Origin of the sequence: Azospirillum sp. A26 (assembly GCF_042604635.1) — a bacterium.
Taxonomy (GTDB): domain Bacteria; phylum Pseudomonadota; class Alphaproteobacteria; order Azospirillales; family Azospirillaceae; genus Azospirillum; species Azospirillum palustre.
The window spans coordinates 987,063-1,001,085 of sequence record NZ_CP170473.1 but is presented as its reverse complement, the minus strand read 5'-3'; the positions used below and the strand labels follow the sequence as shown (position 1 = coordinate 1,001,085).

Annotated in this window: 11 protein-coding genes; 5 read left to right on the top strand and 6 right to left on the bottom strand. The window is 69.7% G+C overall.

Annotated elements, in window-relative coordinates:
- Positions 1 to 71: 71 nt before the first annotated feature.
- Complete coding sequence (locus ABNQ39_RS18460; RefSeq protein WP_376962469.1) at positions 72 to 887, bottom strand: YMGG-like glycine zipper-containing protein; 816 nt, start codon at positions 885 to 887, stop codon at positions 72 to 74.
- A 244-nt stretch (positions 888 to 1,131) separates the two neighbouring features.
- Between ABNQ39_RS18460 and ABNQ39_RS18455 the strand changes: the two genes are divergently transcribed.
- The gene (locus ABNQ39_RS18455) at positions 1,132 to 2,733 is read left to right on the top strand and encodes a caspase family protein (RefSeq protein ID WP_376962467.1); all 1,602 of its coding nucleotides are present in this window, start codon (positions 1,132 to 1,134) and stop codon (positions 2,731 to 2,733) included.
- A gap of 48 nt (positions 2,734 to 2,781) precedes the next feature.
- Here the strand turns inward: ABNQ39_RS18455 and ABNQ39_RS18450 are convergent, their stop codons facing one another.
- From ABNQ39_RS18450 to clpB, 5 genes are all read right to left on the bottom strand, one after another.
- A complete protein-coding gene (locus ABNQ39_RS18450) occupies positions 2,782 to 3,225 on the bottom strand; it encodes a GyrI-like domain-containing protein (RefSeq protein WP_376962465.1) in 444 nt (147 codons plus the stop codon).
- A gap of 24 nt (positions 3,226 to 3,249) precedes the next feature.
- Positions 3,250 to 4,056 carry an aminotransferase class IV gene (locus tag ABNQ39_RS18445; RefSeq protein ID WP_376962464.1) on the bottom strand — a complete coding sequence of 269 codons (807 nt, stop codon included), beginning with the start codon at positions 4,054 to 4,056 and terminating at the stop codon, positions 3,250 to 3,252.
- Positions 4,053 to 5,420: an aminodeoxychorismate synthase component I gene (gene pabB / locus ABNQ39_RS18440; RefSeq protein ID WP_376962462.1), complete on the bottom strand. Its 1,368-nt coding sequence runs from the start codon at positions 5,418 to 5,420 to the stop codon at positions 4,053 to 4,055. Before pabB ends, ABNQ39_RS18445 begins: the two co-directional genes overlap by 4 nt.
- Before the next feature lie 23 nt (positions 5,421 to 5,443).
- The gene (locus ABNQ39_RS18435) at positions 5,444 to 6,238 is read right to left on the bottom strand and encodes an SDR family oxidoreductase (protein ID WP_376962460.1); all 795 of its coding nucleotides are present in this window, start codon (positions 6,236 to 6,238) and stop codon (positions 5,444 to 5,446) included.
- Positions 6,239 to 6,363: 125 nt separating this feature from the next.
- The gene (gene clpB, locus ABNQ39_RS18430; RefSeq protein WP_376962458.1) at positions 6,364 to 9,048 is read right to left on the bottom strand and encodes an ATP-dependent chaperone ClpB; all 2,685 of its coding nucleotides are present in this window, start codon (positions 9,046 to 9,048) and stop codon (positions 6,364 to 6,366) included.
- Positions 9,049 to 9,372: 324 nt separating this feature from the next.
- Here clpB and ABNQ39_RS18425 point away from each other — a divergent pair, with 324 nt between their 5' ends.
- The 4 genes from ABNQ39_RS18425 (at position 9,373) to ABNQ39_RS18410 (ending at position 14,008) form a co-directional block, all read left to right on the top strand.
- Positions 9,373 to 9,642 (top strand): hypothetical protein, encoded by a 270-nt coding sequence (locus ABNQ39_RS18425; protein ID WP_376962456.1) that lies wholly within the window; start codon positions 9,373 to 9,375, stop codon positions 9,640 to 9,642.
- Positions 9,643 to 9,651: 9 nt separating this feature from the next.
- On the top strand, positions 9,652 to 10,275 hold the full coding sequence (locus ABNQ39_RS18420) for a hypothetical protein (RefSeq protein ID WP_376962454.1): 624 nt from the start codon (positions 9,652 to 9,654) through the stop codon (positions 10,273 to 10,275).
- Positions 10,276 to 10,412: 137 nt separating this feature from the next.
- Complete coding sequence (locus ABNQ39_RS18415; protein WP_376962452.1) at positions 10,413 to 11,327, top strand: LysR family transcriptional regulator; 915 nt, start codon at positions 10,413 to 10,415, stop codon at positions 11,325 to 11,327.
- 101 nt (positions 11,328 to 11,428) lie between these two features.
- Positions 11,429 to 14,008, top strand: a complete 2,580-nt coding sequence (locus tag ABNQ39_RS18410; RefSeq protein WP_376962450.1) for a cation:proton antiporter — start codon at positions 11,429 to 11,431, stop codon at positions 14,006 to 14,008.
- Positions 14,009 to 14,023 lie beyond the last annotated feature (15 nt).

Genomic DNA, 14,023 nt, shown 5'->3' with positions numbered 1-14,023 from the left:
GCAGCACCCCTGGGGATGCTGCGGCCGGAACGGATCCTATCGGACTATCGGAGCGCGCCCCAGACCGCGCCTCAGACCGCGTCCAGGGTGGCTTCCTTCTGGGCCATCTGCTGGATGGCGTTGGTCGAGGCGTTGATGCGCTCCGACGTTTCGAAGGCGGTGTTGGTGCGCTGGACCACCTGCGACGGCGAGGCGGCACTGGCGGTCGTGGTCTGCTTGGCCGGCTTCTTCTTGGTCTGCGCCTTGGCCGCGCTCTTGGTGCGGATCTTCTCGGCGGCGCCCGGCTCGATGTTGTCGGCGGCGATCAGATACTCGTCGCGGCGCTTGACGATGTTCTGGTTGATGGCGCTGGCAATGGCGTAGTCCTTGTCCAGCTGGCCGCGGATCAGGGCGAGGCGCTGCTCGGCCTCCGGCTTGCCGATGCGGTTCGCCTTGTAGTCGGCCTTGACCCGCGCGATCTCGGCGCGGCGGCAGTTGACCAGCTGGTCGAGCGCGACCTGGGTGCGGTCCAGATTCTGGTTCTCGGTGTCGAGATCGTTCGCCACGCCCAGGATCGCCTGGTCGCGGCCCTGCTGCATCCTGGAATTCCAGTAGCCGCCGAGCGTGCCGACCGCGGCACCGGCCGCGGCGCCGATCAGGGCGCTCTTGAGGTTGCCGCCGGCCAGCGCACCGGTCAGAGCCCCGGCGCCCGCACCGATGGCCGCACCCTTCAGCATGTCCTCGGCATAGTAGTTGCCGGTCGAATCGAGGGCGACCCGGTACTGGTAGCAGGCATCGGACCCGTCATTGGCGCCGATGCGGTCCTGCTGCGTGGTTACGCAGCCGCTGAGCGCCATGGCGACGATGGTGACGGAGAGGAGGCTTGCCCTGACACGGTTGCTTCGCATGAGCTGAATTCCCGTTTGCTTTTCTGTTTAAGTTAGCATTCGTTCCAGTCCAGAATTCCCGACGACCCGCACCACCCCCACAGTGGATGCGGCCCCCCGCCGATCAGGACCGGCTGCAAAGCTGCCACAGCAACAACTGTAACGGAAGGGGGCATTACTGCGGATTCGCGCTGTCTTTTATGTACTTTCGTTCATATCTAGCCTTGGTCATACGCTATACTTGGGGACTATGATGTTCGGTAAGATGCGTTTCTGGGTGATGGCGATCCTGGCGGGTTTCGCCGCCGGCATGGGCCTGACGGCGGCGCCGGGTCTTGCACGGGCGGAAATCGCCGCGCTGGTGATCGGGATCGACCGGTACAGCCGGATCAATCCGTTGCAGGGGGCGGTCAACGACGCCCGCGACATCGCGGACGCGCTGAAGGGGCTGGGCGTGCGGAAACTGCGCCTGTTCGTCGATGGCGAGGCCGAGCGCAGCCGGATCATCGCCGCATGGCGGCAGCTGATCGCCGAAACCTCCCCCGACTCGACGCTGGTGCTGACCTTCGCCGGCCATGGCGCGCAGCAACCCGAACGTGTGCCCGGCAGCGAGGCCGACGGGCTGGACGAATTCCTGGTGCTGGCCGATTTCGCCCCGCGCGGCCCCGGCACGGCCCAGCGCCTGACCGACGACGAGATCGCCGTCCTGTTCAAGGAGGCGGCGCCGCGCCGGGTGATCTTCGTCTCCGATTCCTGCCATTCCGGAACGATGACCCGCGCCTTCGACGACCGCGCCGGCAAGCTCGGCACGCGGGCGGCGACCATCGACGGCGTGCCGGTCGACCATATCGAGGACGACGCCCTGCCCCTGCCCACCCGCGCCGCGCTCCAGGCCGAGGCGGAAGAGCAGCCGAACGTCACCTTCTTCGCCGCGGTGGCCGACGACGAGCTGGCGCCGGAGGTGCTGATCGACCGCAAGCCGCGCGGCGCGCTGAGCTGGGCCTTCGCCAACGCGCTGCGCGGGCAGGCCGACCGCAACGGCGACGGCGTCGTCACCAAGGGGGAGCTGGAGGCGCACATCCGCGACGCCGTGCGCATGGCGCTGGAAGGGCGGCAGCATCCGCAGGTCCAGCCGCGCGGCAGGGGCGAGGTCCCGCTGATCGACCCGGTCGCCAGCCGCCCGAAGCCGCCCTCCCTGCTGCCGGCGGCAGGCGCCATCCCGCTGCGCATCCTGGGCAAGCCGGCGGCGGTGAAGACGCTGGCGGCCGGCTTCACCGGGGTCGAGCCGGCGGGCAAGGACGACCCCGCCCTGGTCTGGGACAGCGCCGCCGGCGAGGTGGTCAGTTCGACGGGCGACGTGCTGGCCAGCATTCCCGGCGATCCGGCGGCACCGGAGACCCGGCGGCGGGTGCAGGGGGTGATCGACAAATGGTCGCTGGTGCTGCGGGTAAAGGCGGCGGCGCAGGACCGCTCGCTCGCGCTGGCCGTCGAGCCGGGCGACCGCGATTACCGCAAGGGGGAGACGGTCTCGCTCGACATCGGCGGCAACAGCGGCACCTACTTCACCCTGATCAACCTCGCCGCCGACGGCACGGTGAACTACCTCTACCCGCTGGCGGACCGCAAGGACCCGCCACAGATCCCGCGCGGCGGCCCCTACCGGCTGGCGCTGACGGTGGAGCCGCCCTTCGGCGCCGATCACTTCCTCGCCATCGCCTCGCCCAAGCCGATGGCGGCGCTGCAACGCGACCTCGCCGCCCTCGACGGCAAGCCGGCCGCCGCCGAGGTCGCCACCCTGCTGAACCGCCATCTGGCCGGGCAGCCGGTGGAGTTCGGCATCCATGGCGTCTACAGCACGGCGCGCTGAAGCAGGGGGCGCTGAAGCAGGGGGCGTTGACCTGCCCGCTTCGAGATGTCAGCCGAGCGCCGGAAGTTGCGGGGCGAGCGCCAGATGCAGTTCGTGGCGCCCTTCCCGCTGGCCGGGCCGCTGGCCGAAATCCAGCGCGATGCCCGACAGTTTCAGCCCGTTCGCCTCGGCATGGGCGTGAAGCCGGGCGAAGCCGCCGGCCATCGCCGCCTGCGGGCCGTCCTGTACGGTGCGCAGGTAGCGGCCGGCGTCGAGGTCGAGGCGGACCATGCCGTCCGGGATCTCGCTGGCCTTGGCCGCCATGAAGCCGACCAGCCGGCGGTGCAGCCCGCTCTCGTCCGGCAGCGACACCGCGGCGTAGGCCGCCGTTCCGACATCGGCGGCGAAGACGCGCTCCCACGCAGCGGCGACGGCGGCGGGCAGCTCGTCGCCGCCCGCCTCCACCATGCAGCCGATGATGGTCAGTTCGGGAAAGCTCACGGTTTCGATCATCACGGTCCCTTGGATGGCGACGGATTACAGGTCGGGATCGGCCAGCAGGCGGGCCAGAACCGGTCCCGCCGCCCCACTGCCGACCGGGCGGCCATCGACCGCCACCAGCGGGCGCAGGCCCAGGCTGTTGGTCAAGATGGCCTCGTCGGCGCAGGCGAGGTCTTCCGGGGTGAGCGGCGCCTCCTCGGCGCCATGGCGCTCCAGGATCAGGGCGCGGCGGATGCCGGGAAGGGCGCCGTCGGCCAGCGGCGGGGTCAGCAGCCGGCCGGCGATGGACAGGAACAGGGTGGCGACGCTCGATTCCGCCAGCCGGCCGGCGGCGTTCAGCAGCAGCGCCTCGTCGGCGCCGCGCTCCGCCGCCTCCTGCCTAGCCAGGATGGAATCGAGGTAGTTCAAAGACTTCAGACGCGACAACGGCGAATGCTCGTTGCGGCGGGTGCTGCGGGCGACGATGGCGGCCACCGGCGCAGTCATGTGGGCGGCGGGCGCCACGGTCATCAGCAGGGTCGGCCGGGCGTCGGCCGGCGGCAGCACCCCGCGCGCGCCGGTGCCGCGCGACAGGGTCAGGCGCAGCACGCCGTCGGCGACGCCGGTCGCCCCGATCAGCGCCGCCATCGCTCCGGTCAGCTCCGTGGTGTCGTAAGGCAGCGGCAGGCGGAGCAGTTCAGCGCCCGCGGCCAGCCGGTCGAGATGGCGCGGCAGGTGGCGCGGCAGGCCGTCCTTAATCCGGATCGTCTCGAACAGCCCGTCGCCGAGCGTGAAGCCGCGGTCGGCCGGGTCGATCCGCGCCTCCGCCGCCGGCATCAGCCGCCCGTTCAGCCAGATCGTCATGGCGTTCCCTCCCCCACCAGTTCCCCCACCGCGCGCAACTGGGCGCGGGCCTTGACCAGCATTTCCTCATGCTCGTCGGCCGGATCGGAATCGGCGACAATGCCGCCGCCGGCCTGGGCGATCACCGCGTCCGGCGTCACCGACAGGGTGCGGATGACGATGTTGCTGTCCATCGCGCCGTCGAAGCCGATCCAGGCCACCGAGCCGCAATAGGCGCCGCGGCGCGCCACCTCCAACTCGTCGATGATCTGCATGGCGCGGATCTTCGGCGCGCCGGTGATCGACCCGCCGGGACAGGCGGCGCGCAGCAGATCGACCGGCCCCAGCCCCGGCAGCAGGCGGGCAGTGACGACGGACACGAGGTGATGGACGGTGGCGAAGCTCTCCAGCCCGAACAGCACCGGCACCCTGACGCTGCCGATCTCCGACACGCGCGCCAGATCGTTGCGCAGCAGGTCGGTGATCATCAGGTTTTCCGCCCGGTCCTTGATGCTGGCCGACAGTTCCGCCGCAGCCCGCGCATCTGCCGCCGGATCGGCGTGACGCGGGCGGGTGCCCTTGATCGGCCGCGTCTCGATATTGCGGTCGGCGCCCAGCCGGATGAAGCGCTCCGGCGATGCCCCGGCGAGCCGCAGCTTCGGCCCGCAGTTGAGGAAGGCGGCGAAGGGGGCCGGGCTCAAGGCGCGCAGGCGTTCGTAAAGCGCATAGGCATCGATGCCCCCGCCGGTATCGGCGAGGAAGCGCTGGGTGAAGTTGGCCTGATAGATGTCGCCAGCCCGGATATACTCCAGCACCCGCCCGACACGGTCGAGATAGTCGGGGCGCGACAGCTCCGACCGCCAGCGCAGCGGCGCCGGCCCAACCGATTGTTCCGGAGGCGGAACGGACAGCCGCTCCGCCATGCGGCGGGCGCGGTCCTCCGCCTCCGGCCGGGCGGCGATGACCCAGGCGCGGTGCTCCTGCCGGTCGAAGGCGGCGACGACATCGTAAAGCCCGAAGGCGAAGTCCGGCTGGTCGCCCGGATTGCCATGGCGGGAGATCAGGCCCTCCAAAGCCGTTCCGGCTTCGTAACCGATGAAGCCCACCGCCCCTCCAGTGAAGGGAACCGGACCGGCGGAGGGGAGCGGATGTGCTGCCAGCGCCCGCTCCAGCGCATCGAAGGGGCTGCCGCCGACCGGCCGGCCGTCGACCAGGGTCTGCCCGCCGGTGGCCTCCACGGTTTGGAACGGCTCCGCAACGATGTAGGAATACCGACCGTTCTGCGGGTGAGGGGCGGCGCTGTCGAGCAGCATCGCCCAGGGCTCGGCGCTCCAGGGGCGGAACAGGGCGGCGGGATCGCCGCAGGAGATCGGGATCGTCAGCATGGCGGTGGGAGTCGGCCGGCGGCTTACATCAAGATGGTGGCGCCGCCATCGACGACCAAGACGTGACCGTTGACATAGGACGCCGCGGCCGAGGCCAGGAACACCGCCGCCCCGGCGATCTCCTCCGGCCGGCCCCAGCGCCGCATCGGCGTGCGGTTGGTGAAATAGGCCCCGCGCTCAGGATCGTTCACAATCGCCGCATTCGTTTCGGTTGCGAAAAAGCCGGGGGCGATGGCGTTGCTGGTCAGCCCCTGCGGGCCGTATTCGGCGGCCAGCGCCCGCACCATGCCGTTCAGCCCGGCCTTGGCGGCGGCATAGACGCTGTCGTTGGCCCGCGAAATCTGCCCGGCGACGGAGGTGACGGCGATCAGCCGGCCGCGCCCGCGCGGCAACATCAGCCGCGCCGCCTCCCGCGCCAGGATCAGGCCGGAGGCCAGATCGACGTCGAGGAGGGTGACGATCTCGTCGTCGGTCAGCTCGGCCAGCGGCTTGCGGTTGCGCTGCCCGACATTCTGGACCAGCACGTCGAGCCGGCCATGCTCGCGGTCGATCCGCGCGAAGGCGTCACGCACCGCCGCCCGGTCCGACACGTCGAAAGCCAGCGCCGACGCGCTGCCGCCGGCCGCCCGGATTTCCGCTATGCGCGGTTCCAGCGTGGCGGCGTCGCGGCCGTTCAGCAGCACATGCGCCCCCGACCCGGCCAGCGCCCGCGCGATCTCCAGCCCCAGCCCGCGCCCCGAGCCGGTGACCAGCGCCACCTGACCGGCCAGCGAGAAGTTCGACAAATAGGCCAAATTGGAAGGAGTCGTCGCGGTCATGTCTGCCCCCTGTCCGATGCGGCGTTATGCCGGTCATTTAGCAGACGCAGCGGCGCAAGGGCAGCCCCGGAAATGGAAAAGGGGGCGCAAAGCCTGCGCCCCCTCCCCCATCACACGTCACCCGGTCAGTGGACCGAGGCCTCACGGCTAGCGGCGGAACTCGCCACCGGCGGCAGGGCGAAGCCGAGCGGCGGACGTTCCGGCGCCTTGAAGCCGTGCGCCCGCTCCTCCTCGACCACCACGCCGTCCAGCGCCAACCGGCCGTCGACCACCGACAGGGTCATGGTGGTCTTGCCTTCCACCTCCTCGTCGAGCAGACGCTCAGCGATGGGGTCCTCGACAAGGCCCTGGATGGCCCGCTTCAGCGGACGGGCGCCGAAGGCCGGATCCCAGCCCAGATCGCCCAGCCGCCGCTTGGCCGCCGCGTCCGCCGCCAGGGTGACGCCGCGCTCGGCCAGCCGCTCGTTGACGCGGGACAGCTGAATGTCGACGATCCGCGACATCTGGTCCCGGCCCAGCCGGCGGAAGATCAGAACATCGTCCAGCCGGTTGAGGAACTCGGGCCGGAAGGCCTTGCGCACCGCGTCCATCACCTCCACCGTCACGCCGGCCATGTCCTCGTCGTCGCCGAGCGCGCTCAGCGCCTCGGCCCCCAGATTGGAGGTCATGATGAGGATGGCGTGGCGGAAGTCGGCGGTGCGGCCCTGCCCGTCGGTCAGCCGCCCGTCGTCGAGCGCCTGCAACAGGACGTTCAGCACATCGGGATGCGCCTTCTCCACCTCGTCCAGCAGCACGACCTGATAGGGCCGGCGACGGATGCGTTCGGCCAGCGAGCCGCCATCGTCATAGCCGACATAGCCCGGCGGCGAGCCGATCATCCGGCTGACCGCGTGTTTCTCCATATACTCCGACATGTCGAGCCGGGTGATCGCCGTCTCGTCATCGAACAGGAAGGAGGCCAGCGCCTTGGCCAGCTCGGTCTTGCCGACGCCGGTGGGGCCCAGGAACAGGAAGGAGCCGGTCGGGCGGCTGGGGTCCTTCAGCCCGGCCCGGGCACGCCGCACTGCCTTGGATACTGCACGCACCGCCTCCTTCTGGCCGACGACGCGCTCGGCCAGCTTGTCCTCCATGCCCTTCAACCGCTGGCGCTCGCCCTCCAGCATCCGCTCGACCGGGATGCCGGTCCAGCGGGTGACGACGGCGCCGATGTCCTTGGCCGTCACCTCGTCACGCTCGGCACTGGCCCGCGATTCGGCCTCGGCCAGACGCTTCTCCAGGTCGGGCACCACGCCATAGGCAAGCTCGCCGGCCTTGGCCCAGTCGCCGTCGCGCTGGGCGCGCTCCAGCTTTGTACGAGCCTGGTCCAGTTCCTCCTTCAGGCGGCGGCCCTCGGTGCGGCGGGACTGCGAGGCGCGCCACTCCTCCTCCATCGAGGTCTGGCGGGCTTCCGCTTCGACCAGTTCGCCTTCGAGGATGTGCAAGCGTTCCTGCGAGGCGGCGTCCGGCTCAGCCTTCAGCGCCTCGCGCTCGATCTTCAACTGGGCGACGCGGCGGTCGACGGCGTCGAGCGCCTCCGGCTTGCTGTCGATAGCCATGCGCAGGCGGCTTGCCGCCTCGTCGACGAGGTCGATGGCCTTGTCGGGCAGGCGGCGGTCGCCGATGTAGCGTGCCGACAGGCTCACCGCCGCGACCACCGCCGCATCGGCGATGCGCACGCCGTGATGCACCTCGTACTTGCCCTTGATGCCGCGCAGGATCGACACGGCGTCGTCGGCCGACGGCTCGTCCACCGTCACCGGCTGGAAGCGGCGGGCCAGAGCCGCGTCCTTCTCGATGTATTTGCGGTACTCGTCGGGCGTGGTGGCGCCGACGCAACGCAGCTCGCCTCTGGCCAGCGCGGGCTTCAGCATGTTGGCGGCGTCCATCGCCCCGTCGGTGCGGCCGGCGCCGATCAGCGTGTGCAGCTCGTCGATGAACAGGATGATGCGGCCGTTGGCCTCCTGCACTTCGCTCAGCACAGACTTCAGCCGTTCCTCGAACTCGCCGCGGAACTTGGCGCCGGCCAGCAGGGCTGTGAGGTCGAGCGACAGGACGCGGCGGTCCTTCAGCCCTTCCGGTACGTCGCCGGAGGCCAGACGCTGGGCCAGCCCCTCGACCACGGCGGTCTTGCCGACGCCGGGCTCGCCGATCAGGACGGGGTTGTTCTTGGTGCGGCGGGCCAGAACCTGGATGGTGCGGCGGATCTCGTCGTCACGGCCGATGACCGGGTCGAGCCGGCCCTGCCGCGCCTCTTCGGTCAGGTCGCGGGTGTAGCGGGCCAGCGCCTCGCCGGACGTCGTCTCGGTCTCCGCGTCGGCGGGATGGTCCTTGCGCTGGGCATCGGCGGCGGCGGCCAGCGCGTCGGCATCGACGCCGGCGCGGCGGAACAGCGCGCGCAGCGGGCCGCTCTGGCGGGCGAGGCTCTCCAGCAGCCGTTCGGCGGTGACGAAGCGGTCGCCGCCGGTGCGCGCCGAGGCGACGGCGCCCTGCAACACGGCGGCCAGCGCCGGCGACATGTAGAGCGGCTGCGGACCGTCGTTGGCGCCGGCCTGGACCGGTGCGCGGGACAGCTGCTCCTCGGTCGCGGACTTCAGCAGATCGGGGTCGCCGCCGGTGTCGCGCACCAGACGCGCCGCCACGCCGCTGCCCTCGTCGATCAGGGCCTTCAGCAGATGTTCGGGGAGAAGCTGTTGATGCCGCTCGGCAAGGGCGGCGATCTGCGCGGCCTGAATGACGCTGCGCGCACGATCGGTGAATTGACCGAAGTCCATCCGGCACTCCGTTTCCATGGTCTTCCGCCCAGTCATCCGGCGCGGAACGGCGCCCCTGACAATCCGCGAATGCGCGACCGTCCGGTGCCTGATGGGTAAATGGTTAACGGAATTGCGGCGATCAAGAGGGGGGCGGCCTCAGGGCGCCGGCCAGAACGTCCGCCATCGCTCGACGTGATTATCTTGCCCGCCACACAGCCGTGCGTTGAGCTTGCAAATGTCCCTCCCTTGACCGATTCTCGGTCGCAAGAGCCGACTCCGGCACGCTTGAAGCGTACGAAGATTATCGTATATTGTTGGAGGGTGCCGGTGGGGTGGTCGACGGTGAAGCCCAAGGTCATCAAGGCTTTGAAGGAGGGGACGTTTCAGCACGAAGCCCGAACTGCGATCGACACGAAGAACCTGCTCCAGATGGGTGCGGTTACCGCCGAGCACGTCATTCAGGTCTTGAAAAGCGCCAGGGGCAACGATCACAGCCTCAGCCCCCACCACAGGGACCCAAGCATCGAGGTCAACATCGTCAGACATCGGAGCTGGTACATCAAGTTCTACTTCGTGGATCCCGACACGGTCTTTATCAGCGTCCATCAATGAGGTGCCGTCGTGAAGATCTACCGTGAAGGCGACAAGAGCAAAGCCGTTTGCGAAACGGACGGGCTGACGACGACCACCTTCGCCTTGCGCGACGTTCCGTTCGACAACGGCAAGGGCGTGGCGCAGAACATCCTCGTCGCCGTCTGCGACAGGTGCGGTGCGGTCGTCGCCACTCCGCCGCAGTCGACCCCGGCGATCAAGGCCGCCTATGACAGGGCCACGATTTCCATAGAGGCCAACCTGCCGTCGGTTTACACCGACGCTCTCGATCTCGCCGCCTATCGCATCGATCCGGGCCTGACGACCGAGTTCCGCAAGCCGCTTTTGATGTATTACATCAACCGCTACGCCGCCGACCGGACACTGTCTCGCCAGCTTGCCGACAGCCTCGACGAAACCAGGGCGTTCTTCGAGGGTGCACCGAAGACCGGACGCGGTTCGGCGAGGCGGCGGCTGTCGATGAAGATCACCCCGACCATGTCGCGCGAACTGGAAACGGTCGTGGAAGCCACGGCACTCAACAAGACGGACGTCATCAAGTCCGTGATCGGCTGCATCCACAAGGACATCGTCGCACCCGACAAGCCGAAGGGGTTGAAGACGCTCCGGATGCTGGCCGCCGTCGCCTCCTGAACGACAGGGGCGGGCGACCGCGGGCCGCGGCATTGCACGGAACGCGACTTTGTCGGCACAGGGCGCCCCATATTGACACACGATCCCTGCCGCCCCTTTCATAGCGCCACGGTATGGACGGCAGGGGTTCCGGCGGGATGGATGTGCGGCAGCTTCGCTATTTCCTGGGCATCGTCGAGCATGGCTCGATCTCCCGCGCGGCGGATGTGCTGCGGGTGGCGCAGCCGGCGCTCAGCCTGCATCTGAAGCGGCTGGAGGAGGATTTCGGCTGCCAGCTGGTGCTGCGCACGGCGCGTGGCGTGGTGCCGACGGAAAGCGGGCGGCGGCTGGCGCAGCGGGCGGCGGCGCTGATCGGCCAGATGGACGGGCTGCGCGACGAGGTGAGGGCGGTGGAGGCGGTGCCGGCAGGTCCGGCGACCGTCGGCATCCCGACCTCGCTGGGGCCGGTGCTGACCGTGCCGCTGGCGCTGGCGGTGCGGCGCACCCACCCGCAAATCCGCCTGCGGGTGGTCGAGGGGCTGTCCGGCCACATGCTGGAATGGGTGCTGTCGGGGCAGCTCGACCTCGCGCTGGTGTTCGGCACCAAGGAGATGGGCGGGCTGGAGACCCAACTGGTGGCGCGAGAGAAACTGCATCTGGTCGGGCCGGCCGACGACCCGCTGCTGCGTGGCCGCAGCGCCATCCCCTTCGCCGAGGCGCTCTCCCTGCCGCTGATCCTGCCCGGCCGGCCGCACGGCGTGCGCGAGGAGGTGGAGCATGCCGCCCTGCTGGCGCGGGCAAGCGTCACCGTGGCGCTGGAGATCGACGCGCTGGAGCAGATCAAGGCGCTGGTGGCGGAAGGCTGCGGCTATACCGTGCTGTCGGACCGGGTGGCGCGCCACGGCGTGGCGGCGGAGCGGCTGACCGGCCTGCCCATCGCCGACCCGCAGATCGACCGCAGCATCCTGCTGGCCCATGCCGCCGGACGGCCGATGTCGGCCGCCGCCCGCGCCACCCACGCCATCCTGTCGGACATCCTGTCCGGCCTGACGAAGGACGGCGGCTGGCGGTGAGCGCCGGATAACGGGAGGGGGAATACGTCGGAGCGGGATGACCCCCTGCTCGCGGCCGGCGCATCGCTGCGGACCATTTTTGCCGCAGGAATCTGCGGCCCATGGCCTTGCCCCCGCCACAGTGCGGCGATACCGTGCAGCCCACGCCGCAGCCGTTCCGTGGAACCATGCACGACATCGTCATTCAAGTCCTCGGCGTTGCCGGGCTTCTCGCCCTCGTCAGTTTCCTGCCGCCTCTCGCCGCCCGCTTCCAGATGCCCTACACGGTGCTGCTGGCCGGCGTCGGCGTGGCGCTGGGGGCCGTGATCCAGACCTTCGCCGGACCGGGCAAGGATCCGCTGCACGATTTCCTGAATTCGCTGGCCGAACTGGACGTCTCGTCGGACGTGCTTCTGCACGTCTTCCTGCCGATCCTGCTGTTCGAGACGGCGCTGGCGGTCGATGTGCGGCGGCTGTTCGAGGATCTGGGGCCGATCCTGCTGATGGCGGTGGTGGCGGTCTTCGTCTGCACCTTCGCCGTCGGCTATGCCGTCAACCTGTTCACCCCGCTGCCGCTGGTCGCCTGCCTGCTGCTGGGCGCCATCGTCGCCTCCACCGACCCGGCGGCGGTGATCGGCATCTTCCGCGACCTCGGTGCACCAAGGCGGCTGACCACGCTGGTCGAGGGTGAAGCCCTGCTGAACGACGCCGCGGCCATCGCGCTCTTCACCCTGCTGCTGGAAATGCTGACCCGCACCTCCCACGGCGGGGCGGCGGCGGCGGCGGTGGATTTCCTGCGCGACTTCTCCGGCGGCGTCGTCACCGGCTATGTCTGCGGCCGCATCGTCTGCATGCTGGTGGAGCCGGTGCGCAACCAGCCGATGGCGGAGATCACGCTGACGGTGGCGCTGGCCTACCTGTCCTATGTGCTGGCCGACCATTATGTCGGCGCGTCGGGCGTGGTCGCGACGGTGACCTCGGCGCTGGTCATCGGCTCGGTCGGGCGCACCCGCATCTCCCCCGCCACCTGGGGCGCCATGGAGCATGTCTGGCAGCAGCTGGGCTTCTGGGCCAACTCCATGATCTTCCTGCTGACCGCCATCCTGGTGCCGCGCCTGCTGGCCGACGCCGGCTGGGCGGAGGTCGGGCTGGTGGTGGTCGTGGTGCTGGCGGCCTTCGCCGCGCGGGCGGTGGTGCTGTTCGGGCTGCTGCCGGTGCTGTCCTGGGCCGGGCTGGCGCAGAAGGTCAGCAATTCCTACAAGTCGGTGATGCTGTGGGGCGGCATGCGCGGGGCGGTGTCGCTGACGCTGGCCCTGGCGGTGACCGAGAATTTCCGGGTGCCCGACAAGCTCCAGAGCTTCATCGCCGTGATGGTCACCGGCTTCGTCTTCGTCACGCTGTTCGTCAACGGCACCACGCTGCGCTGGCTGATCAGCCTGTTGAAGCTGGACGAGCTGACGCCGGTGGAGCGCGCCATGCGCAACCGGGCGCTGGCGCTGTCCACCGACAGCATCCGCGACCGCGTCTCCGCCGTCGCCCAGACCTATGAGGTGGATGGCGCGGTCAAGGACGTGATGATCGCCCGCTACGAGGAGCGGCTGAAGAAGATCGACCGCGACAGCCAGGAGGAGGCCAAGCTGACCGACGAGGACCGCGTCACCATCGGCCTCGTCATCCTGGTGAACCGCGAGGAAGAACTTTATTACGCCCACTTCTCCGAAGGGGTGGTGTCGCGCGCGGTGATGGAGATGCTGGCCGGCCGCAGCGGGCGCCTGCTCGACGCGGTCAAGAGCCAGGGCCGCAACGGCTATCGCGCCTTCGAGGAGCCGTTCATCGCCTTCTCGCCCTGGATGCGGACCGCCAGCTGGCTGCAACGCCGCTTCGGCATCCACGGCCCGCTGGCCCGACGCCTGTCGATGCGGTTCGAGGTGCTGGTCGCCGTGCGCACGGTGCTGCGCGAGCTGCTGGCCTTTACCCGCGACCGGCTGGCCCGCGTGCTGGGCCAGGAGGTGGCGTTCGTGCTGGAGGGCATGCTGGTCGGCCGGCTGGGCATCGTCGAGCAGGCGCTGTCGGCCCTGAAGCTGCAATATCCCGACTATGCGGTGGTGCTGCAAAGCCGCTATGTCGGCCGGGCCGCGCTGCGGCTGGAGCATGCCGAATACCGCGCCATGCACGCCGAATCGATCATCAGCCAGGAGGTGCTGACCGACCTGGAGCGCGATCTGGAACAACGCCGCCGGGCGCTGGAACGGCTGCCGAAGCTGGATGTCCGCTTCGACGTGGCGGAGCTGGTGCGCCGGGTGCCGCTGTTCGCCGAACTGCCGGCGGAGCGGGTGGCGACCATCGCCACGCTGCTGCGCGCCCAGCTGGCGCTGCCGGGCGAGACCATCGTGCGCAGGGGCGACCGCGGCGACGCCATGTTTTTCATCGCATCGGGGGCGGTCGAGGTGCTGGTGCCGATGCTGGCGGAGCCGGTGAAACTCGGCACCGGCGACTTCTTCGGCGAGATGGCGCTCCTGTCCCGCCAGCGGCGCAATGCAGACGTGCGGGCGCTGGGCTATTGCCAATTGCTCGTGTTGGATGAGAAGGATTTCCGCCGGCTGGTGCAGAAGGACGCGGATTTGCAGTCCCACATCCAGGCGGTCGCCGAAGCGCGCCGCCAGCCGACCCAGTCGTCTCCGGCCGTTCCGGCGGTGAGCTGACCGGACGGGGAAGGA

Bases quoted from the DNA above. Each gene is read 5' to 3' on its own strand.
- ABNQ39_RS18455 (WP_376962467.1), top strand. From the start codon at position 1,132: ATGCGTTTCTGGGTGATGGCGATCCTGGCGGGTTTCGCCGCCGGCATG.
- ABNQ39_RS18445 (WP_376962464.1), bottom strand. From the start codon at position 4,056: ATGACGATCTGGCTGAACGGGCGGCTGATGCCGGCGGCGGAGGCGCGG.
- ABNQ39_RS18460 (WP_376962469.1), bottom strand. From the start codon at position 887: ATGCGAAGCAACCGTGTCAGGGCAAGCCTCCTCTCCGTCACCATCGTC.
- ABNQ39_RS18410 (WP_376962450.1), top strand. From the start codon at position 11,429: ATGGCCTTGCCCCCGCCACAGTGCGGCGATACCGTGCAGCCCACGCCG.
- clpB (WP_376962458.1), bottom strand. From the start codon at position 9,048: ATGGACTTCGGTCAATTCACCGATCGTGCGCGCAGCGTCATTCAGGCC.
- ABNQ39_RS18415 (WP_376962452.1), top strand. From the start codon at position 10,413: ATGGATGTGCGGCAGCTTCGCTATTTCCTGGGCATCGTCGAGCATGGC.
- ABNQ39_RS18435 (WP_376962460.1), bottom strand. From the start codon at position 6,238: ATGACCGCGACGACTCCTTCCAATTTGGCCTATTTGTCGAACTTCTCG.
- pabB (WP_376962462.1), bottom strand. From the start codon at position 5,420: ATGCTGACGATCCCGATCTCCTGCGGCGATCCCGCCGCCCTGTTCCGC.
- ABNQ39_RS18450 (WP_376962465.1), bottom strand. From the start codon at position 3,225: ATGATCGAAACCGTGAGCTTTCCCGAACTGACCATCATCGGCTGCATG.